The organism is Actinoplanes sp. NPDC051405 (genome assembly GCF_055586185.1).
Map to the genome: position 1 here is coordinate 330,359 of NZ_JBVJIR010000008.1, position 22,607 is coordinate 352,965.

The 22,607-nt window shown below is 71.7% G+C and carries 11 protein-coding genes; 8 read left to right on the forward strand and 3 right to left on the reverse strand.

The genetic code is table 11. From position 1 onward, the window contains the following. Positions 1–110 precede the first annotated feature (110 nt). A complete protein-coding gene (locus ACZ6S4_RS19895; RefSeq protein ID WP_465476344.1) occupies positions 111–3,614 on the forward strand; it encodes an NB-ARC domain-containing protein in 3,504 nt (1,167 codons plus the stop codon). Position 3,615: 1 nt separating this feature from the next. Here ACZ6S4_RS19895 and ACZ6S4_RS19900 read toward each other — a convergent pair whose 3' ends face one another. Continuing rightward, positions 3,616–4,164: a response regulator gene (locus ACZ6S4_RS19900; protein ID WP_360821343.1), complete on the reverse strand. Its 549-nt coding sequence runs from the start codon at positions 4,162–4,164 to the stop codon at positions 3,616–3,618. Positions 4,165–4,244: 80 nt separating this feature from the next. Further along, positions 4,245–8,651 carry a HAMP domain-containing protein gene (locus tag ACZ6S4_RS19905; RefSeq protein WP_465476345.1) on the reverse strand — a complete coding sequence of 1,469 codons (4,407 nt, stop codon included), beginning with the start codon at positions 8,649–8,651 and terminating at the stop codon, positions 4,245–4,247. 111 nt (positions 8,652–8,762) lie between these two features. Between ACZ6S4_RS19905 and ACZ6S4_RS19910 the strand changes: the two genes are divergently transcribed. The 6 genes from ACZ6S4_RS19910 (at position 8,763) to ACZ6S4_RS19935 (ending at position 18,843) form a co-directional block, all read left to right on the forward strand. Further along, complete coding sequence (locus tag ACZ6S4_RS19910; RefSeq protein WP_465476346.1) at positions 8,763–10,781, forward strand: SpoIIE family protein phosphatase; 2,019 nt, start codon at positions 8,763–8,765, stop codon at positions 10,779–10,781. Positions 10,782–11,121: 340 nt separating this feature from the next. Then, positions 11,122–11,919 carry a glycosyltransferase gene (locus ACZ6S4_RS19915; protein WP_465476347.1) on the forward strand — a complete coding sequence of 266 codons (798 nt, stop codon included), beginning with the start codon at positions 11,122–11,124 and terminating at the stop codon, positions 11,917–11,919. Next, positions 11,916–14,918, forward strand: coding sequence for a glycosyltransferase (locus ACZ6S4_RS19920; RefSeq protein ID WP_465476348.1), 3,003 nt, complete (start codon positions 11,916–11,918; stop codon positions 14,916–14,918). The genes ACZ6S4_RS19915 and ACZ6S4_RS19920 overlap by 4 nt, the downstream gene beginning before the upstream one ends. After that, a complete protein-coding gene (locus ACZ6S4_RS19925; protein WP_465476349.1) occupies positions 14,915–17,560 on the forward strand; it encodes a glycosyltransferase in 2,646 nt (881 codons plus the stop codon). Before ACZ6S4_RS19920 ends, ACZ6S4_RS19925 begins: the two co-directional genes overlap by 4 nt. A 38-nt stretch (positions 17,561–17,598) precedes the next feature. Further along, complete coding sequence (locus tag ACZ6S4_RS19930) at positions 17,599–18,174, forward strand: dihydrofolate reductase family protein (protein ID WP_465476375.1); 576 nt, start codon at positions 17,599–17,601, stop codon at positions 18,172–18,174. Positions 18,175–18,228: 54 nt separating this feature from the next. Continuing rightward, positions 18,229–18,843 (forward strand): dihydrofolate reductase family protein, encoded by a 615-nt coding sequence (locus ACZ6S4_RS19935; RefSeq protein WP_360550761.1) that lies wholly within the window; start codon positions 18,229–18,231, stop codon positions 18,841–18,843. A 346-nt stretch (positions 18,844–19,189) separates the two neighbouring features. On the opposite strand, the gene ACZ6S4_RS19940 is transcribed toward ACZ6S4_RS19935, so the two are convergent. Continuing rightward, the gene (locus tag ACZ6S4_RS19940) at positions 19,190–20,365 is read right to left on the reverse strand and encodes an FAD-binding oxidoreductase (protein ID WP_465476350.1); all 1,176 of its coding nucleotides are present in this window, start codon (positions 20,363–20,365) and stop codon (positions 19,190–19,192) included. Positions 20,366–20,505: 140 nt separating this feature from the next. Here ACZ6S4_RS19940 and ACZ6S4_RS19945 point away from each other — a divergent pair, with 140 nt between their 5' ends. Beyond that, entirely contained in the window at positions 20,506–22,581 is a 2,076-nt protein-coding gene (locus ACZ6S4_RS19945) for a S9 family peptidase (protein ID WP_465476376.1), read from the forward strand. Positions 22,582–22,607 lie beyond the last annotated feature (26 nt).

Sequence of the window (22,607 nt, forward strand, 5' to 3'; positions counted from 1 at the left end):
CAACACCGTCCCGGGGCGGCACCGCGCTCCTGCGCACGGATGACTCTTCGTGAGCGCAACGATACGGTTCTACCCTGGACCGCACACTCGGCTCGGACGGGGGACACAGCGTGGTATCGGTCTCGGCGGAGCCGCGCCGGCCGTGGCTGGCGCCACCGCTCACCGACGACATTGTCGCGCGGCCCGAGGTCACCGACCGGCTGCTGGACCTGGTGTGCGCCGACGACAGCGACCCGGTCGGCATCACGGGCGTGCACGGCACGGGTGGCTTCGGAAAGACCACGCTGGCGAAGTGGATCTGCCACCAGCCACGCGTGGAGCAGCGGTTTCCGGGTGGCCTGCTCTGGGTCACGCTGGGCGAGCAGGTGGCCGGCGCCGAGCTGGCCGCCCGGGTGAACGATCTGGTCGTCCACCTCACCGGGGTGCGGCCGGCGCTGACCGATCCCCTGCAGGCCGGCTTCCGGCTCGGCGAGGTCCTGGACGCCCGGCCGGATCCGATGCTGCTGGTCATCGACGACGCCTGGACCGACCAGCAGGTGGAACCCTTCCTCTGCGGTGGCCGCCGCTGCCGCCGGTTGCTGACCACGCGGCACCGGCGGCTGATCGACCCGCGCAACAGCGTGCCGCTCGACCGGATGACCGCGGTGCAGGCGGCGGCTCTGCTGACCCGCGACATCCCCGGCATCGCCGGCGGCTCGGTCGACCGGGTGGTCGCCGCGACCGGTCGCTGGCCGGTGCTGCTGACGCTGGCCAACCGGGCCCTGGTCAGCGCCGTGGACTACGGCACCCCGGTGGACCAGGCGTTGCAGGACATTGTCGACCGGCTCGACGAGGACGGACCGGTCACCTTCGACCTGGACAACGTGCAGCACCGCGGCCGGGCCGTACGGGCCACCGTCCGGGCGAGCCTGGACCTGCTCCCGTCCGACACCGTGGAGCGGTTCTTCGAGATGGCTGTCTTCTCCGAGGACGCCGACGTGCCCGTGACCGTCCTCGAGATGCTGTGGGCCACCAGCGCGCGGAAGGTCCGCGCCGTCTGCCGGACGCTCGCCGACCTCGCGCTCGTCCTCGAATATCGGCAGGACGCCGGCACGGTCCGGCTGCACGACGTCATCCGGTCCTACCTGATCCACGAGGTCGGCGAGCCCGGCCTGCGCCCGTTGCACGTCCGGCTGCTGGACGCGGCCGCGCAGACGGTGTTCACCGCGAACGGACCGGCGTGGTGGGACCTGCCGGAGCAGCACGACTATCTGATCCGGCACTTCGCCGAGCACGTACTCGGCGCCGGCCAACCGGACTACCTGGCCGCCACGGTCACCGACCTGCGCTGGATCGCCGGCCGGCTGCGCCGGCACGGCCCCGCCGGGGCGGAGGCGGACCTGGCCCGGGTGCCCACCGACATCGCGCGGCTCCTCGGCCGCAAGATCAGGCAGAACGCCCACCTGCTGACCCCGATCGTTCCCCAGCACACACTGGCCGCGGTGCTGGTCAGCCGGCTCGACTTCATCGCGACGTTCCAGTCCACGATCAGCGCACACGTGCCCGGCCTGCCCACGCCGCGCCTGGCCAACCGCTGGCCGCTGCCCGACCTGCCCCACCCGGCCCTGCTGCGGACGTTCACCGGCCACACCGACCGGGTCACCGCGCTCGCCGTGGCTCCCGATGGCAGGTGGATCGCCACCGGCGGCGGTGACCACACCGTCCGGATCTGGAACCCGGGCACCGGCGCCACCGACCATGTCCTGACCGGACACACCAGCGAGATCACCGCCATCGCCACGGCGAGCGACGGAAGGTGGCTGGCCACCGGGAGCGCCGATCACACCGTACGGCTGTGGGACCCGGCGACCGGCGCACTCCGGCAGATCCTGGCCGGCCACACCGGCCCGGTGACGGCGCTGGCGGTTCCCGCCCCGGGTGGATCGATCGCCAGCGCCGGTGACGACCGGACCGTACGGCTGTGGGACACCGCCACCGGTGACTGCCGTTCGGTGCTCACCGGTCACACGGACCGGCTGACCGCGCTCGCCGTCGCCTCGGACGGCAGCTGGATCGCCGGCGCCGGGCAGGATCACACCGTCTGTCTCTGGGACAGCGCGACGGGTCACCGCACCCACGTCCTCGAAGGCCACACCAACTGGATCGCCTGCCTGGCCGCGGCACCGGACGACGCCTGGCTCGCCACCGCCGGAGGCGACAGCACGGTCCGGATCTGGGACCCGGCGACCGGGGCGGCCCGGCACGTCCTGCGCGGCCACACGGGAATCGTCTGCGCCATGGTCGCCGGTCCGGGCGGGGCCTGGCTGGCCACGGCCAGCCACGACAACACCGTCCGGATCTGGGACCCGGTCACGGGCCGCTGCCGGCACGTCTTGTCCGGCCACACCGACTGGGTGGTCGCGCTGGCGATCGTCGCGGGCGCGAAGCCGCGTCTGGCCACCGCGGGCCACGACCGTACGGTCCGGCTCTGGGACCCCACGACGGGTGAGTGCACCGGGGTCTGCTCCAGCCACACCGACCGGATCACCGTGCTGGCCACCGAGCCCACCGGGCGATGGATGGTCACGGCGGGATACGACCGCACGGCGCGGACCTGGGAGCCGGCGACGACTTCGGCCGACGCCGCCCCCGGCGGCCACAGCGGCCGGATCACGAAGCTGGTGAGCGAGCCCGGCGGCACGTGGCTGGCCACGGCCGGTCAGGACCACACCGTACGGGTCTGGGACGCCGCCACCGGCTCGTGCCGGCAGGTCATCAGCGGGCACGGCAGTCCGATCAGTGCGCTGGCCGTTTCCCCCGACGGCACCTGGCTGGCCGCGAGCAGCGTGAGCTCGACGCGGATCTGGGAGCCGCTCACCGGCCGGTGCCGGCACGTGCTCAAAGGCCAGCACGACTGGATCCGGGCGCTCGCGGTGGCCCCGGACGGCACCTGGCTGGCGACTGGGGCTGCGGACACCACCGTATGGATCTGGGACCCCGCCACCGGCAACTGCCGGCACGTGCTGCGCCACGGCAGCGGGGTGGGACGCCTCGCCGTGAGTCCGCAAGGTGACTGGCTCGCCGCGGGCTGCCTCGACGGCACGGTCCGGATCTGGGACCCCGCCACCGGCGATCACCGCCATGACCTGACCGGCCACGGCAACTGGATCGGTCCACCCGTGCCGGCTCCGGACGGCAGCTGGCTGGCCACCGGCAGCGGTGACTTCACGGTGCGCGTCTGGGACCCCGCCACCGGCGCTTGCCGACATGTGTTCGGCGGCCACCACGGGTGGATCAGTGGGCTGGTCGCAGCCCCGGACGGCAGCTGGCTCGCCGCCGGCAGCAAGGGCGGCCCGGTGCGCATCTGGGATCTCGCGTCCGGCGCCTGCCGGCACGTGCTGACCGGGCACGACCGGTCGATCAGCGCCCTGACGATCGCACCGGACGGCGGCTGGATAGCCGCCGCCTCGCGCGAAGGCACCATCACCGTCTGGCGTCCCGACGAACCGGCCCCCGTCGCCGCCATGCGGGTCGACGCGGCGCTGACCACCTGCGTCGCCCTACCGGACGGGACCGGGATCAGTGCGGGCAGTGCCGGTGGCGCCGTCTACACCTTCGACCTCGTCGGGCGGTGAGTCAGTTGCCCCAGCGGGCCTTCTCCAGCAGTTCCAGGGCTTCGCCGGCGGCCTCGTCGCCGCCCGCGCGCAGGGCTCTCGCGGCCTCGTCCACCAGGTCGGTCAGACGCTGCCATTGCGCCTCCCGCTCCCGGCTGGCTTCGGCCTGGGCCTTGAGCTGCTGGGTCTTGGTCCACAGCTCGACGAAGATGGAGACCTTGGCCCGCAGCACCCACGGGTCGAACGGCTTCGTCAGGTAGTCGACCGCGCCGACCGCGTAGCCGCGCAAGGCGAGCTGGGCGTCGCGGTCCGCCGCCGTCAGGAACAGGATGGGTACGTGCCGCGTGCGTTCGCGGCGCTTGATGTGGCCGGCCGTCTCGAAGCCGTCCATGTTGGGCATCTGCGCATCCAGCAGGATCACCGCGAAGTCGTCCGTGAGCAGCTGCTTCAGCGCCGCCTCGCCGCTTTCCACCGCGACCGCCTGCACCGGCAGGCCCTGCAGGATCGCCTCCAGCGCCAACAGGTTGTCGCGCCGGTCATCGACCAGCAACGCCTTGGCCCGCTCAGCCACCCTGTCCAACCTCCCCGCCGCCACCCTTGATCGGACTAAAGGCCACCCGTCCGACCTCCCCGCCGCCACCCTTGATCGGACTAAAGGCCATCCTTGTGCTCCGTCCCGGAAGTGTCGGACGCGTTCACCCAGCGGGCCATCAGCTCGATGAGCTCGTCCAGGTCGACCGGCTTGGTGATGTAGTCGCTCGCCCCCGCCGCCAGCGCCGACTCCCGGTCGCCGGGCATCGCCTTCGCTGTCAGGAAGACTACCGGTAGGTCCGCGAAGCGCTGATTGCGGCGGATTCCGCGGGTGGTCTCGTAGCCGTCCTGCTCCGGCATCATCGCGTCCATCAGCACGATGTCGACCTCGGGGTGCTCGGCCAGCAGCCGGACCCCGTCGACCCCGTTGTCGGCGTAGAGCACGTTGAGCCCGTGCATCTCCAGGGCGCTGGTCAGCGCGAAGACGTTGCGCACGTCGTCGTCGACGATCAGCACGGTGGCGCCGTCGAGCTGGCGGCTGGCCGGGCTGACCGTGTGCGTCTCCAGCTCCGGGCGGGGCGTGATCAGCGGCAGGTCCAGCGACGACAGCGAGCGGCGGGGCTCGCCGGCCGAGGTCGACGCCGGCAGCTGTGGCAGGGACGGCGTCGGGATCGCGTCGCCGATCAGGACGTCCGGCATGTAGAGCGTGAACGTCGAGCCCTCGCCCGGTGCCGAGGAGACCACGATCGTGCCGCCGAGCAGGGCGGCGAACTCGCGGCTGATCGACAGGCCCAGGCCGGTGCCGCCGTACTTGCGGCTGGTCGTGCCGTCCGCCTGCTGGAACGCCTCGAAGATCAGGCTGAGCTTCTCGTCGGAGATGCCGATGCCGGTGTCGCTGACCGCGAAGGCGACCACCTGCTGGGCCGAGGCCAGCCCGGGGATGTCGAAGTCGAGGTCGGCCGGCGCCGGGTAGATGCTCAGGGTCACCGAGCCGTTGTCGGTGAACTTGACCGCGTTGGAGAGCAGATTGCGCAGGATCTGCTGGAGCCGCTGGGCGTCGGTGACGATCGACTCGGGCAGCTCCGGCGAGACCTCCACCCGCAGCTCCAGGCCCTTCTCCTCGGCCTGCGGGATGAAGGCCTGCTCGACGTAGCTGCGGACGCCGTCGAAGTCGACCTGGTCCGGCTCGACGTCCATCCGGCCGGCCTCGATCTTGCTGAGGTCGAGGATGTCGTCGATCAGCGACAGCAGATCGGAGCCGGCGCTGTGGATGGTGCGGGCGAACTCGATCTGCTTCTCGGTCAGGTTGTGCTCGGGGTTGTCGGCGAGCAGCCGGGCCAGCAGCAGCAGCGAGTTCAGCGGCGTACGCAGCTCGTGGCTCATGTTGGCCAGGAACTCGGTCTTGTACGCCGACGCCCGGGACAGCTGCTGCGCCTTCTCCTCGAGGCCGAGACGGGCCAGCTCGATCTCCCGGTTCTTCGTCTCGATGTTGCCCTTCTGCTCGCTGAGCAGCTGCGCCTTGTCCTCCAGCTCGGCGTTGGTGCGCTGGAGCTCGGCCGACTGGTCCTGCATCTCGCGGGCCAGGCGCTGCGACTGGGCCAGCAACTCCTCGGTCCGGCGGTTGGCCTGGATGGTGTTGAGCGCGACGCCGATGGCCGCCACCAGGCGCTCCAGGAAGGTCAGGTGCAGCCCGGAGAACGCGGCCACCGAGGCGAACTCGATCACGCCGAGCATCTCGCCCTCGAACAGCACCGGCAGCACGACCAGGTCGTTCGGCGGCATCGACATGAGACCCGAGCGCATCGTCAGGACGCCGTCGTGGGTCGCCCGGACCCGGATCGTACGGCGGGAGACCGCGGCCTGGCCGACGAGTCCCTCACCGGGCCCGAAGGTCACCTCATGGTTGCGGGCGACGTAGCCGTACGACGCGGCGAGGCGCAGCCGCATCACGGCCTCCTCGTGGTCGACCATGAAGAACGCGCCGAGCTGCGCGTCCACCAGCGGCGTCACCTCGGTCATGATCATGCGGCAGACCTCGCCGAGGTCCCGCTGGCCCTGCAGCAGGCCACCGATACGGGCCAGGTTGGAGTCGAGCCAGCCCTGCTCCGCGTTCGCCTTGGTGGTCTCGCGCAGCGTCACGATCATCTGGTTGATGTTGTCCTTCAGCTCGGCGACCTCGCCCTGGGCCTCGACGGCCACGCTCTGGGTCAGGTCACCGCGGGTCACCGACGTGGACACCTCGGCGATGGCGCGCAGCTGGGTGGTCAGCGTGGAGGCGAGCTGGTTGACGTTGTCGGTGAGGTCGCGCCACGTACCGGAAACGCCCTTGACCTCGGCCTGACCGCCGAGCTTGCCCTCGATGCCGACCTCGCGGCCGACCCGGGTGACCTCGTTGGCGAACGAGGAGAGCTGGTCGACCATCGTGTTGACGGTGTCCTTGAGCTCGAGGATCTCACCGCGCGCGTCGACCGTGATCTTCTGCGACAGGTCGCCCTTGGCCACGGCGGTGGTGACCGAGGCGATGTTGCGGACCTGGGCGGTCAGGTTGGACGCCATGTAGTTCACGTTGTCGGTCAGATCGCGCCAGGTGCCGGCGACGCCGCGCACCTGGGCCTGGCCGCCCAGCTTGCCCTCGGAGCCCACCTCACGCGCGACTCGGGTCACCTCGTCGGCGAACGACGACAGCTGGTCCACCATCGTGTTGACCGTCGACTTCAGCTCCAGGATCTCGCCCTGGGCGTCGACCGTGATCTTCTGCGACAGGTCACCGCGGGCGACGGCGGTGGAGACCTGGGCGATGTTGCGGACCTGGGCGGTCAGGTTGGACGCCATCGAGTTCACGTTGTCGGTCAGGTCACGCCACGTGCCGGCCACCCCGCGCACCTGCGCCTGGCCACCGAGCTTGCCCTCGGAGCCCACCTCACGGGCCACGCGGGTCACCTCGTCGGCGAACGACGACAGCTGGTCCACCATCGTGTTGACCGTCGACTTCAGCTCCAGGATCTCCCCGCGGGCGTCGACCGTGATCTTCTGCGACAGGTCACCCTTGGCCACCGCGGTCGTGACCGAGGCGATGTTGCGGACCTGGCTGGTCAGGTTGGAAGCCATGTAGTTCACGTTGTCGGTCAGGTCGCGCCACGTACCGGAAACGCCCTTGACCTCGGCCTGGCCGCCCAGCTTGCCCTCGGAACCCACCTCGCGGGCCACCCGGGTCACCTCGTCGGCGAACGATGAGAGCTGGTCGACCATCGTGTTCATGGTGTTCTTCAGCTCCGCGATCTCACCGCGGGCGTCGACCGTGATCTTCTGCGACAGGTCGCCCTTGGCCACCGCCGTCGAGACCTGGGAGATGTTGCGGACCTGGTCGGTCAGGTTGGCGGCGAGCTGGTTGACGTTCTCGGTGAGGTCGCGCCACGTACCGGAGACGCCGCGGACCTGGGCCTGACCGCCCAGCCGGCCCTCGGTGCCGACCTCGCGGGCCACCCGGGTCACCTCGTCGGCGAACGACGAGAGCTGGTCCACCATCGTGTTGACGGTGTCCTTGAGCTCGAGGATCTCGCCCTGCGCGGCCACCGTGATCTTCTGCGACAGGTCGCCCTTGGCGACCGCGGTGGAGACCTGGGCGATGTTGCGGACCTGGCTGGTCAGGTTCGACGCCATCGAGTTCACCGAGTCGGTGAGGTCCTTCCAGGTGCCGGCGACATTGGGTACGTCGGCCTGGCCGCCCAGCTTGCCCTCGGTGCCCACCTCGCGGGCCACCCGGGTGACCTGCTCGGCGAAGAGCCGCAGGGTGTCGGTCACGCCGTTCATGGTGTCGGCCAGCTCGGCCACCTCACCGCGGGCCGTCACGGTGATCTTCTGCGACAGGTCGCCGCGGGCCATGGCCGTCGCCACCTGCGAGATCGAGCGCACCTGGTGGGTCAGGTTCGACGCCATCGTGTTGACCGAGTCGGTCAGGTCCTTCCAGGTGCCGGCCACGCCGCGGACGTCGGCCTGGCCGCCGAGCTCGCCCTCCGTGCCGACCTCGCGGGCCACCCGGGTCACCTCGTCGGCGAACGAGGACAGCTGGTCCACCATCGTGTTGACCACCCGGCCGATGCGCAGGAATTCACCCCGAAGGGGTCGCCCGTCCATCTCGAGTGCCATGTGCTGCGACAGGTCACCGTCCGCGACGGCCACGATGACCCGGGAGATCTCCGTGGTGGGCCGCCCCAGGTCGTCGATCAGCGAGTTGACCGAGCGGGCGCTGTCGGCCCAGGCGCCGTCGAGGCCCTCCTCGTCCAGCCGCTCGGTCAGCCGGCCGTCCCGGCCGACGATCCGGCTGATCCGGCGCACCTCGCGATTCTGCCGTTCCTGCAGCGCCACGACCTCGTTGAAGGCATCCGCGGCCTCACCGGCGACACCGCTGCGCCGGGGCAGGCGAACCTTGAAATCGCCACGGCTCACTCGGCGTAGGGCTTCCGCGAGCTCGACGAGCACGGCAGTCTCGTCGGGCACGCCGACATTGACCTGGTGGGTCGCAGTCATGCTGTCCTCATTCGCTGTCCAACGGCTGGGGCGCTCCATCATCCCTCGCCGGGACAGTCCGGCGCGAGGTGCAGCTTTGTGTGAAGCCGGTCGGCGGGAGAGGATGCAGGCGTGTCGGTAGAGGCGGGACGTATCGCGGCAGCTCTCGTGCGCCGGGTCCGGCTGCCCAACGACCGGCGTACGCCCGCGGCGGCGCGCGCTCTGGTCCGCTCGGTGCTCGAGGAGGCCGGGCTGGACTCCCTGGTCAACGAGGCCCTGCTGCTCACCACCGAGCTGTCCACGAACGCGGTGGTGCACGCCGGCACGGAAGTGGACATCGAGGTCGACGCCGACCCGGCCGGGCTCACCGTCACGGTGACCGACTTCGCCCCCGGGCCGGTCGAGCAGCTCGCGGTCGGCCCCCGCAACGAGCAGTCGGACATCGGCGAGGTCGCCGAGCGTGGTCGCGGGCTGCTGCTCGTGGACCACTTCGCCAGCCGCTGGGGCACCGTGCACGAGGGCGTCGGCAAGGGCGTCTGGTTCCGCCTGGAGAGCAAGGGCCCGGCGCGTGACGGCATCCCCGTGGCCACCGCCGACGACGAGGTCGCCCCGTCCGTCGGCGAACTGACCACGCTGCTGCAGATGAGCCCCGAACGGCTCACCGACGAGAGCCTGGCCGAGTTCGGCACCGAACTGCTCTCCCGCCTCGCCCGGCTCACCGGGGCCACCGGCGGGGTGGTCCGGCTCGACCGCGGCGACGGCGGTGGACGCCAGCTGCTGGCCCGGCACGGCCGCGCTCCCCGGGACGACGCCGAGACCATCCGGGTGCCGCTCACCGTGCAGCGGCCGTACTCGGGTGAGCTGGAGCTGGACGCGTCCCCGGCCGGATACGCCCAGCCGCTGGCCACGATCGTCGCCGAGCGATTCTCGCTGCACCTGGAGAACGACCGGCTGCGCCGGGCCGACCTGCGCCGGCAGACCTGGCTGACGTTCCTGGCCGAGGCCAGCGAGCTGCTGGCCCAGTCACTGGACGTCAACCTGACGATGGCGCTGATCCCGCAGTTGGTGGTGCCCCGGCTCGGCCAGTGGTGCGCGGTGCACACCACGGACGCGTGGGGCCGGCTGCAGCTCGCCGCGGCCACCCACGCCGACGAGGCCGCCGTGCCGCAGCTGCACGCGACGCTCGCCGAGACCGGACCGGACTCGATCCTGGCCCGGCTCGAGGAAGCGTCCCGGCTCGGCCAGCAGGTCATGTTCGGCACCCCGCCGGAGGGCTTCGCGGTGCCGCTGGTCGCCCGCGGGCAGCGGCTGGGCACCCTCGCGGTGGGCCGCCACCAGCGGCACCGGCACGACGGCGACGAGGTGGCGGTGCTGGAGGACGTGGCCCGCCGCGCGGCGCTGGCCATCGACAACGCCCGCATCCACGACGAACGCCGCAAGGTCGCCCGGACCCTGCAGGCCTCGCTGCTGCCCCCGGCACTGCCGCACGTCACCGGCATCGGCTTCGCCGCCGAGTACGTGCCCACGGGCTCGGAGGTGGGCGGCGACTTCTACGACGTCGTCCCGGCCGGCGACGACCGCTGGGTGGTCGTGGTGGGCGACGTGTCCGGCAAGGGCGTCCAGGCCGCGACGGTGACCGGCCTGGTCCGCGACGTGATCCGGATCCTGGTGGACGACGGCAAGCCGATGACGGAGATCCTCTGCCGGGTCAACCGCACCCTGGTCCAGCGCGGCGGCGGACGCTACTGCACGCTGGCCATGGCCACGGTGAAGCGCGCGGGCACGGACCTGGAGGTCTGCCTGCACCTGGCCGGCCACGACCGGTCGGTCCTGGTCCGCGCGGACGGCAAGACATCCTTCGTGGGCGAGGGCGGCACGGCGCTCGGCCTGCTGGAGACGATCACCTCCCCGGACGTGGACGTGACCCTGCACCCCGGCGACTCGCTGATCTTCTACACCGACGGCGTGACGGAACGCCGGCGCGGCCGGGAGCTGTTCGGCACGTCGCGCCTGCGGGACGCGGCGACGCCACTGGCGGGCTACCCGGCGGATGTGATGGCGGCGCGGCTGCGCTCGACGACGATCAACTTCTCGGTCGAGGAGCCCCGGGACGACATCGCGATCCTCGTCCTGCGCAACGACGCCGTCTAATCGGGCCGGCCATCACTCGGCGTCAATTGCCTGCGGAGTCATGCGTCACATCAAGGCCGTCGAAAACCTCCCCGTAACACAATCGTCATTTGCCGTTCCGAAGGTAAATGCCCGAATCATTGTGTCGGTTTTGCGAGGTAGGAAGACGATTGCCGAAAACGTCAGACACCTGGACGTCGACGCTTCGGATACGAAAGATCGGGAGCCACCCTGAAGGGCGGATACCACACCTCGACATGTCTCGATCCCTTGACCAAAAGGAGGACATGGGGGGTCCGGCCCCACTGAAAGGATGACCCGCGAAACGCCTCGATCAACGAATGACAAGGGGTGGATACGCATGTCGGCATTTTCCGACGTGGTCTATCGCGGCCGGTTCCCGGTGCCCGTCCCGGCGCCCGAACTGGAGATCCTGATCCCGGCGTACAACGAGGAACGGCGGCTGAGCCACACCGTCATGGCGCTCGCCGGCCACCTGCGGAGGCGCCGGATCAACGGCTCCCTGCGGGTCATCGACAACGGCAGCTCCGACCGTACCGCCGAATGTGTCGACCGGGCCGCAGCTGCCGGCGTCCCCGTGACCGTCACGGGTTGCTCGCGCCGCGGCAAAGGCGCAGCCGTGGCCCGGGGCATGCTGACCAGCACCGCCCGCTGGGTCGGTTTCTGCGACGCCGACCTGGCCACGCCGGCCGAGGCCATCGACGACGCGCTCGACCAGCTCCGCGCCGGCCGCCAGGTGGTGATCGGTTCGCGCCGCTGCGAGGGCGCTGAGCTGCAGTTACGGCAGCCGCTCGTGCGACGCGTGGGCGGCGCGGGCTTCCGGATGCTGGCCCGGCGATACTCCGGGCCGGTCGCCGACACCCAGTGCGGCTTCAAATTCTTCGACGCGCAGGCCGCGCGGGCCGTCTTCTCCCAGGTGAAGCTCTCCGGCTTCGCTTTCGATCTGGAGGTCGTCTCGCGGGCGCGGACGCTGGGCCTTTCCGTCGTGGAGATCCCGGTCGCCTGGCGCGACCAGGAAGGCTCCACGTTCCGGCTGGTCGCCGACGGCCGCAAGGTCGCCGGGGAGCTGTGGCGGCTGCACCGCGAGGTGCCCACCGCGGGCCGGGTGCGGCGGCACGCGCTGCGGGTCGCCGCGTGAGCGGTCGCTATTCCCGCCATGCCTGGCGTGATCGGCACATCGTCATCTGCAATTGGCGCGACAGCGCCCACCCGCAGGGCGGCGGCGCCGAACTCTACTGCGAGCGGGTCGCCGCGGAACTGCACGCCGACGGCGTCCGCGTCACCTATCTGACCGCGCGGGCAAAAGGCCAGAACAAATCCGAGACGACGGCGTACGGCCGGGTCGTGCGCGGCGGCGGCACCTACACCGTCTACCTGTACGTGCTGCTGTGGCTATTGCTGCACCGGCGCTCGATCGACGGCGTCATCGACTCGCAGAACGGCATCCCGTTCTTCACGCCGCTCGCCCTGCGCCGCCGGACGCCGGTCGCCCTGGTCATCCACCACGTGCACCAGGACCAGTTCGAGGTGCATTTCCCGAAGCCGGCCGCGCGCCTCGGCCAGTTCCTGGAGAACCAGGTCAGCACCTGGGTCTACGGCAACCGGGCACTCTGCGCCGTCTCACCGTCGTCGCGCGCCGAGATCAGGCGCCGGCTCTCCCTGCGCGGCCCGGTGCACCTGGCGCCCTGCGGCCAGGAGATGCCCCCACCGCGCCGGCGGCGCCCGGCCCCGGTGCCGCGGATCGTCTGCGTCGGCCGGCTGGTCACCCAGAAGCGCTTCGACGTGCTGCTGCACGCCGTACGGGTGGTCGCCCGGGATCTGCCCGGGGTGGAGCTGCACCTCGTCGGCGACGGCGAGGCCCGCACCGGGCTCGAGCAGCTGTCCCGTGAGCTGGGGCTCGACCGGCACGTCCGGTTCCACGGCCGGGTCGACGACGCGACCCGGGACGCCCTGGTCGACTCCGCCTGGCTGACCGCTAGCGCGTCCATGGGCGAGGGCTGGGGCCTGTCCGTCATGGAATCCGCGGCGGCGGGAGTGCCGGCGGTGGCCTTCTCCGTACCTGGGCTGCGCGACACCATCCGGCCCGAGGAAACCGGCTGGCTCGTCGAGGCCGCGGACGACATGCCGCAGGCGCTCGGGACGGCGCTGCTCGTGGCGCTGCGCACGCTCGCCGACCCGGTCGAGGCGGCGGCCTGGTCGCAGCGCTGCCGCGCCTGGGCGGGCCGGTTCACCTGGGCGGCAACCGCCGGCCACCTGTCCGCCGTGCTCACCGCCGAACGCCAGCGCCTGGCCACCGCCGGCGGCGACCGCCGGACCAGCTCGGACGGCGCCACCCTGGTCACCATGCCGCCGGCCCAGCTCAACCGGGCCGACCTCACGATGCTGCGGGCCACCGACCTGATCGACATCGACGGCGGGCGGGCCATGCTGCTGCTCACCGGTGCGGACGAGCACGACGGGCGGCGGGTGCTCACCCGGCTGGGCGTCGACGTCACGGATCCGGGCGTACGCGTACGGCTGGCCCGGCACCGGGATCTGCTCGGCTGGCAGAGCCACCCGCCGACCGGGACCATCGGCACCGACCGGGCGACGGGCCTGGCCCAGGTCCCGGTCCGGCGTGGCCGCGCGACCCGGCTCGCCCGCCTGTTCGTGGCGCCTCTCGCGGTCCTCGCGCTGGCCCTGGCCGTACGGCTGATCGCGATCGGCCGGGCCTACGACATCTTCGTCGACGAGATCTCGTACACCGGGGTGGCCCGCAACCTCGCCGCCGGCACCGGCCTGACCCTCAACGGCGGGCCCTTCCACCTGCACCCGCCCGGCTTCTTCCTGGTGCTGGCCGGCATCTTCGACTTCTTCCCGACACCCACGGGCACCGCCGAGCTGGTGCTGCACGCCCGGCCCGTCGTAGCCGTCGCCGGTGCCGTGGTCTGCGCCGGCACGACCCTGCTGCTCCTGCGCGTCGTACGCCTGCCGATCGCGGTCGCGGCGGGACTGCTGCTGGCGGTCGACCCGTTCCTGCTGCGCTTCGACAGCCGGGTGATGCTCGAAGCACCGGCGATGGCGGCGGCGGTGCTGGGCATGGTCGTGCTGACGTTCCGTACCCGCCGGCCGGTGTGGTGGGGACTGCTCAGCGGCGGCCTGCTGTGCGCCTCGATCCTGACCAAGGAGTGGTACGCGTTCGTCACCGCCGTACCGCTCGTGCTGCTGTGCTTCACCACCGAACGCGGCCAGCGGCGGCAACGCCTGACCGCGCTCGGCACGGTGATCGCCGGCTACTTCGCGTACGTGGCCTCGATGGCGGCGCTCGGCATGCTGCCCGAGTGGTGGTCGGAGAAGGTCAGCGGCCTGGCCCGGGTGTCCGGGGTCGAGCAGTCGACGGGCTTCAACCAGGCCGGGGCCGAGTCGTTCACCGCCCGGCTGGCCGCCAACCTGGCCACGTTCGGCGCCTCGTACGGCCTGATCGTGATCGGCGCGCTGGTGACCGCCGCGCTGGTCGTCACCCGCCGCCGCCGACCGTGGCGGTTCCTGCTGGCCGGCGGCAGCCCGTCGGTGGTCACGGCGCTGGGCGTCGGGGCGTTCGCCTTCATCGGCTACGCGGTCGCCTTCGGCACGCTCGAGGAGCAGATGTTCTACCCGGTGATGGTGACCAGCGTGGTCATCATCGCGGCCGGGCTGGAGATGGCGTTGCGGGCCCCGCGGCGCTTCCCGGCTGTGCGGCGGCTCGGCACCGGCGTGGCGGTCGCGGCGGTTCTGGCGGTGCTGGCCGGGGACGGCGCGATCTGGGCCGACACGCGTACGCGGCCCGACGACACGTACCGCAAGCTGCTCTCCTGGGCGGCGACCGGTCTGCCGGCCGACAGCACCGTCTCGGCCACCGAGGACGTCGCGCAGTTCGTGCTGACCGGCGTACGCCTCGGCCAGTGGTCCACGGTGCCGGCCCTGGTCGGCAACGGCGTCGACTACGTGGTGGTGTCGACCGCGCTGGCGGAACGCGGCTACGGCCTGGCCCGGCCCGACTTCGTCGCGGTCCTGGACCGCCAGGCCCCCGTGGTCTTCGCGGCCCACGGCCGGACCATGGGCGACCTGCGGGTCTACGACGTGCGCAAGCTCGTGGCGGCGGACGGGGCAGCCGCATGAGCGCACCACGCGGCGCGGGCCTGATGCTCGCGGCCACCACGTTCACCGGCGTGGCGAACTACGGGCTGTCGCTGGTCCTCGTGCACCTGTTGTCGCCGGGCGAGTTCTCCCGCTTTGCGGCAGTGTCCACTTTGCTGCTGACGGTGGGCACGATCGCCGGCGCGGCGGTGCCGTGGGTCATGGCCCGGGAAGCGGCGCTGAGCCGGCGGGGTGATGCGCGGCGGCGGCGGGCGATCCGCTTCGGTCTCGGTGCCAGCCTGGCCCTGGGCGTGGTCTGCTCCCTGGTGGTGCTGGTCGCGTCCGCGTCCTATGCCGGCCCCACGCTGCTCGCCGGCGAGGCGGCGGCGACCGTGTTCATCCTGCTCTGCGCGGTCGGTGCCGGTGTGCTGCAAGGGGAGCGGAACTTCGCCACGCTGGCCGGGGTCCGCATCCTCGAGGTGGCCATCCGCATCGCCCTGGCGGTGCTGGCCGCCCTGATCGGCTGGGGCAGCGCCGGGGTGATCGGCGCCTTCGCGGTCGGCGCGGGCACGGCGGCGTTGTGGAGCCTGCTGACGCTCGGCCGCGACCTGTGGGCGCCGCCGCCCGTTTCGCCGCCGGCGCCTGCCCGGGTGACGGACTGGCGGACCCGGGACACGCAGGTGGCCGGCCTGAAGACCCGGGAACTCCGCCCCGGCCGGCGAGCCACCACGTCGAAGGCTCCGGACCCGCGTACCGGTGCGGTAGCCGGCGGGACCCGCGCGCTGGCCCGGCACGCCGCCGGGCTCGCGGCCGGTCAGGCCGCCCTGTCCCTGCTGCTCACCCTCGACGTCATCATCGGCGCCGCGCTGCAGCGCGGCGGTGACGGCCTCGCCGGCTACCAGGCGCTGCTCGTACTCGCCCGCATCCCGCTGTTCCTGGCCACCGCCCTGGCCACCGCCGTCTTCCCCCGCATGGTCGGCACTCACGGCGATCGCGGCGCCAACCGCGCCTTCCGCGCCACCCTGCGCACTTTCCTGCTGCTCAGCGCTCTGATCACCGCCGGCGTGGCCACGGTCCCGGCCGAACTGGTCGAGGTCGTGCTGCCGACCGAGTACCTGGCGTCACTGTCCCTGCTCCCGCCGCTGGCCCTTGCCGGCTTCGGCGGCGCACTGGCCACGCTGCTGATCGCTTATCTCCAGGCCCGCGACCAGCTCCGCGCAGCCGCCGGCGTACTGGTCACCGCACTGCTCGCGAGCGGCTGCGGTTACCCCTTCGTCGCGGCGGACCCCGCCCAGCTGGCCTGGGCGTCCGCGGCGGCGACCCTGGGCGCGGCAGCCGGTCTGCTCGCTCTGGTCGACCGCCAGGGACGCTCGGTACGGGCGCCCGCGACCGTCATCGGCCCAGTGTTGTCCGGCGCCCTCGCCTGGCTGCTGCTCGGCCAACTGACCGATCACCTCGTCGCCTGGCTGCTCGCCGCCGCGACCCTCGGCGTCGCCACCCTGCTGCTGGTCAAGCCACGACCCCGGCCGGCAGGCCCGATGCGGGTGCTGCACCTGGGCTTCGAGGACCCGGCCCGCCCCGGCGCGGGCGGCGGCTCGGTGCGCACCCACGAAGTGAACCGCCGCCTGGCCGCCGAGGGCGTCGAAGTGGTCGTCGCGTGCAGCCGCTACCCGGGCTTCACCGAACGTGTCCAGGACGGCGTGCGGTACGTGCCCTGCGGCTGGCCGGCTCTCCCGGGACACTTCCCGTCCCTGCTTGCCTACTTCGGCGCGGTCCTCACCGGACTGTGGCGCCTGGAACGCCGCTGGCGGCCCGACCTGATCGTCGAGGACTTCGCGGCGCCGTTCTCCAGCATCGCAGTGCCCTACCTGACCCGTACGCCGGTGGTGGGCGTCGTGCAGTGGCTGTTCGCGCAGGACAAGGCCCGGCAGTACCACCTCCCGTTCCACCTGGTCGAACGGCTGGGGGTGGGCGCACACGACAAACTGATCGCGGTGAGCGAGGACCTGGCGGCGGAACTGCGCGGGCGCAACCCGTACGCCGAGGTGCACGCGCTGCCCAACGGTCTCGAACCGGCCGCGTGGCAGGGCACAGCGGCATTCGGCCGAGGGGACCACATCCTGTTCCTGGGCCGGCTCGAGATCGCGCAGAAGGGCATGGACCTGCTGCTGGACGCGTACGCCGCGGCGGCGCCGTACATCCGGGCCGACCTGCACCTGGCCGGCGACGGACCGGACGCCGAAGAGCTGCTGGCCCGGGTGCGGGCGCTCGGCATCGAGGACCGGGTCCACTGGCTGGGCCGGATAGACGGGGCCCAGCGGTTCGACCTGCTGGCCCGGGCGCAGTTCGTCTGCATGCCGAGCCGCTACGAGACCTTCGGCATGGTCGCGGCGGAAGCGCTGGCGGTGGGGACACCGGTGGTGGCGTTCGACATCCCGTGCCTGCGGGCGCTCGTGCACGAGGGGGTCGGGGTGCCCGTACCGGCCGAGGACGTGCCAGCGCTGACCTCCGCGCTCATCGCGCTGGCCAACGATCCGGCCCGCTGCCGCCGGCTCGGCGCGGCAGGCCCGGCGTCGGTGCGCCATCTCGACTGGGACCTGGTGGCGGCGGCCCAGCTGACGATCTACCGTGCCGTGGCGGAGGTCGACGCGCGAGAACCGCGGGTGGCGGCGGTGGCGGTCTAGCGCACTTTTTGTCGTACCGCTGGGGCAAGCTGGATGCCGTGCCGAAGACACAGTTCTATACCGCGACCAGCATCGACGGATTCATCGCCGATGCCGACAATTCGCTCGACTGGCTGTTCGAGGTCGGCGAGGGCAGCGAGGAAGAGGCGGGCAACGCCCCGTTCGCGTCTTTCTTCGCTGACGTGGGCGCCTTCGCGATGGGCGCCACCACCTACGAGTGGGTGCTGGAGCACGATGCCCTGCAGGACAAGCCGCTGAAGTGGGCGGAGTACTACGGCGACACCCCGGCTTGGGTGTTCAGCCACCGGTCGCTGCCGCCGATTCCGGGCGCTGATCTGCGGTTCGTGCAGGGCGACGTCCGGCCGGTGCATGCGGCGATGAGCGAGGCGGCTCAGGGCAAGAACATCTGGGTCGTCGGCGGCGGTGAGCTGGCAGGTGCCTTCGCGGACGCCGGGCTGCTGGACGAGATCATTCTCGGGGTGGCTCCGGTGACGCTGGGGGCCGGTGCGCCTCTGCTGCCGCGGAAGCTGACTTCTGCGCGGCTTGCGCTGACCGGGATGCGGCAGGTGGGGCAGTTCGCGTACCTGACGTATCGGGTGGGTCCGCCGGCTTGACCCGCTACGCCGGAATCAGCCCTTTTGTCGGCTACGCCGTGGCATCGTGATGGGGTGGCAAAGACGCAGTACTACACCGCGACCAGCATCGACGGCTTCACCGCCGATCTGGACAATTCGCTCGACTGGCTGTTCGAGGTCGACGAGGGCACGGACAACCCGTTCGGCGCGTTCTTCTCCGGCGTGGGCGCCTTCGCGATGGGCGCCGCCACCTACGAATGGGTGCTGAAGAACGACAACGTGCTCGAGGAGCCGGAGAACTGGCACGAGATGTACGGCGACGTACCGTGCTGGGTCTTCACCCACCGCGAGCTCCCGCCGGTGCCGGACGCCAACGTCTTCATGGTCAGCGGCGACGTGCAACGGGTGCACGAAGCCATGATGGTCGCCGCCCAGGGCCGCAACGTCTGGCTGGCCGGCGGCGGTGACCTGGTCAGCGAGTTCGCGGACGCGGGCCTGCTCGACGAGATCATCCTGGCCATGGCCCCGGCGATGCTGGGCGCGGGCACACCGCTGCTGCCCCGCCGGCTGACCTCGCAGCAGCTGGCGCTGACCCACGTCGCTCAGATGGGCCAGTTCGCCTACCTGACCTATGCGGTGGGCTCGCTGGCCAAGCTGGGCCGCCACCTGGCCGCGGACGCTCTGGCCCGCGAACCCGCCTACCGCTGACCCGCGCGGGGCACCCAACGGCCGGTCGAGGACCATCAGGTCAGCGGCCGCCGCGCCGGCACGGTCGCCGACGGCCGACCCGGCCAGGCGAGGATCGACCGCCCAGCCGGCGAAGACCGGCCCGCGCAAGCCAATGCCGGCCTCGCCGGCACAGCGCAACTCGCCTGGGCGTGGAGACCGGCCAGGCCGGCCCCGATCCGGAGCTGGCCGACTCCACACCCGAGCGACCGGCCCGATGGGCCAACGAACCCGCCGAGACCGCGCCATCGGACACCTCCCGCCGCTACCACCGCCGGCGAGCCCGCCACCTCAGCCGCCGCGCCGGAACTGCCCGACCGGCGAGCCGTCAGAAGAGGTCGCGCCGGCCGGCCATGGCCACCGTCGTGCTGATCGGTGGTGGGGCCGCGACCACCACGCACCGCCCCCCACGAGCCAGCAGCACCCCCCGCACCGCGTCCAGGATCCCCTCGACCCGCTCCGGCGGCAGACTCCCCGGCAGCACCGCGTGCACAGTCCCCATCCCGGCCGACCCCCGCACCGGCACCGCCATCCCCGCCACGTCCCGCAGCGCATAAACCGCCGCGTGCAGGTCCGAGATCGGCACAGCAATCCGCAGCGCCACATCCTCACGCCCGAACGGATATCTGCCCCACCACCTCGGCGCGGTCGGGGTCACCACAGCCGCACTCCCCAGCACCGTGGCCAGCCGCCGCGCGCGCTCGCTCGCCTCGGCCGCGTCCCCCTCCAGCAGCACCGCCAGCGCCCCCGACGACTGCATCGCTGTGCGGCTGCCGGCCGGGACCGGCAGGTCGACCTCGATCGCGCTCGGTGACAGGCGTTGCGCCAGCGTCGCCTCGACCACGTCGTGGACCTGCAGCGGCGTCGCGACCGGCACGTTCACCCAGCGGCGGGCCGCCGGCAGTGGCTGCAGGCGGACGGCGGCCGACACGATCACGCCGGCCACCTCGGCGATGCCGGGCCGGCCGTGCTCGCCGTCCGATTCCGCCGGCATCCCTTCGATGTCCACGTAACTGATCCGGTCGACCTGGGCCGCCGGGCTGCCGTACCGGTGGCGCAGCGGGCCCGACTCGTTCACCGCGAGCATGCCGCCGATCGTCGCCTCCGCCGACGGCGGGTCCACCGCCAGGCGCTGGCCGCGCAGCGCCAGCGCGGCCTGGACCGCCCGCACCGGCGTGCCCGTGCCGATCCGGGCCGTCATCGCCTCGACGTCGTGGTCCCAGATGCCGTCCAGGCGGCGGGTGTCCAGCAGCAGGTCGATGCCCTGCGGCGGCGCACCCCAGTCGATTTTGGAACCGCTGCCCCGGGGCACCACGGCCAGGCCGCGCTCGGCGGCGAGGCGCATCGTGTCCATCACCGCGCGGGTCGTGGCCGGCGCCGCGACGAAGCTGGCCAGGTGGCCGGCCACCATGTCCGGCGCGGCCGCCTCGCGGGCGAAGTCGGGACCACATATGTCGATCAGCGCGCGCAGCAGCGGCTCACGCCCGGGAAGCGCGGTCACCATCAGCCCTCCCCGAAGATCGCACAGCTCGAAGATCGTCCACTCTGGCATATCGTACACATGTTCGAATGGCGAGGGGAGACGTGCGTGTGACCGCCCCGGGCACTGCCCTCCCGGTAACGTGGTTCAGCGTGACCACCGACATGCCCACGACCCCGCCCGCGGTCCGTCAGGTGCCCGCCGAGCGCACCTTCCACGGCGACACTGTCACGGATGAGTTCTCGTGGCTCGCCCAGAAGGACAACCCGGACACGATCGCCTATCTCGAGGCGGAGAACGCCTGGACCAAGGCGGCCACGGCACACCTCACCGACCTGCAGGACACGATCTTCAACGAGATCAAGGGCCGCACCCAGGAGACGGATCTGTCGGTGCCGAGCCGCAAGGGCGGCTACTGGTATTACACCCGCACGGTCGAGGGCAAGCAGTACGGCATCCACTGCCGCGTCGCCGCCGCTCCAGATGCCGTCGACCCGCCCGCCACCGGTGACGGCGCCCCACTGCCGGGCGAGGAGGTGCTGCTCGACGGCAACGAGCTCGCCGAGGGCAAGCAGTTCTTCGCGCTCGGCACCTTCGACGTCAGCCCGTCCGGTGACCGCCTCGCCTACTCCGTCGACTTCGACGGCGACGAGCGTTTCCTGCTCAAGGTCAAGGATCTGCAGACCGGCGAGGTGCTCGGCGACGAAGTGCCCGACACCTTCTACGGCACCGCCTGGTCGGCCGACGGGTCCACGCTCTTCTACATCACCGTCGACGACGCCTGGCGGCCCAACAAGGTGTGGCGGCACATCGTCGGGCAGGCCGCCGCGGAGGACGTGGTCGTCTTCGAGGAGGCCGACGAGCGCTTCTGGGTCGGCGTGGAGCTCACCCGCAGCGAGAAGTTCATCGTCATCGACGCCAACAGCAAGGTCACCAGCGAGGTACGCGTCATCGACGCCGCCCGCCCGACCGCCGAGCCCGCCGTCATCCGCGAGCGGGTCCAGGGCGTCGAGTATTCCGTCGAGCACCACGGACACCGTTTCCTGATCCTGCACAACGAGAACGCCGAGGACTTCGCGCTGGCGTACACCTCGGTGGACAACCCGGGCGACTGGGTCGAGCTGATCGCGCACCAGCCCGGCACCCGGCTGGAGTCCGTCGACGCGTTCCAGCGGCACCTGGTCGTCTCGCAGCGCCGGGACGGGCTCACCGGCCTGCGCGTGCTCGCCGACGGCAGCACGGACAGCTACGACATGGAGTTCCCGGAGCCGATCTACAGCGTCGGGCTCGCGGGTAACCCTGAGTACGACACGAACATCGTGCGGATCAGCTACACCTCGATGGTCACGCCGGAATCGGTCTACGACGTCGACCTGATCACCCGGGCGATGGTGCTGCGCAAGCAGAAGCCGGTGCTGGGCGGCTACGACCCAGCGGACTACGAGCAGTTCCGCGAGTGGGCGGTCGCCGACGACGGCACCAAGGTGCCGATCTCCGTCGTCGCCCGCAAGGGCACGCCGCGCAACGGCACCGCGCCGCTGCTGCTGTACGGCTACGGCTCGTACGAGCTGAGCATGGACCCGTACTTCTCCATCCCCCGCCTGTCGCTGCTGGACCGCGGCGTCGTCTACGCCATCGCGCACATCCGCGGCGGCGGTGAGATGGGCCGGCGCTGGTACGAAGAGGGCAAGATGCTCGCCAAGAAGAACACGTTCACCGACTTCGTGGCGTGCGCGCGGGCGCTCGTGGCGTCGTCGTGGACCACGCCGGAGCGGCTCGTGGCGCGCGGCGGCTCGGCGGGTGGCCTGCTGATGGGCGCGGTGGCCAACATCGCGCCGGAGGCCTTCGCGGGCATCGTCGCGCAGGTGCCCTTCGTGGACCCGCTGACGTCCATCCTGGACCCGTCGCTGCCGCTGACGGTGACGGAGTGGGAGGAGTGGGGCAACCCGCTCGAGGACGCCGACGTGTACGCCTACATGAAGTCCTACAGCCCGTACGAGAACGTCGGGAAGCTGGCGTACCCGAAGATCCTGGCCGTGACCAGCCTGAACGACACCCGGGTGCTCTATCACGAGCCGGCCAAGTGGATCGCGCGGCTGCGCTCGGTCGCGCCCGACGGCGCGTACCTGTTGAAGACCGAGATGGGCGCCGGGCACGCCGGTCCCAGCGGCCGCTACGACGCGTGGAAGGAAGAGGCGTTCGTGAACGCCTGGACCTTGGACACCCTGGGTCTGGCCTGACCGGGTGCGTGGGCCCGGCCGCGTCG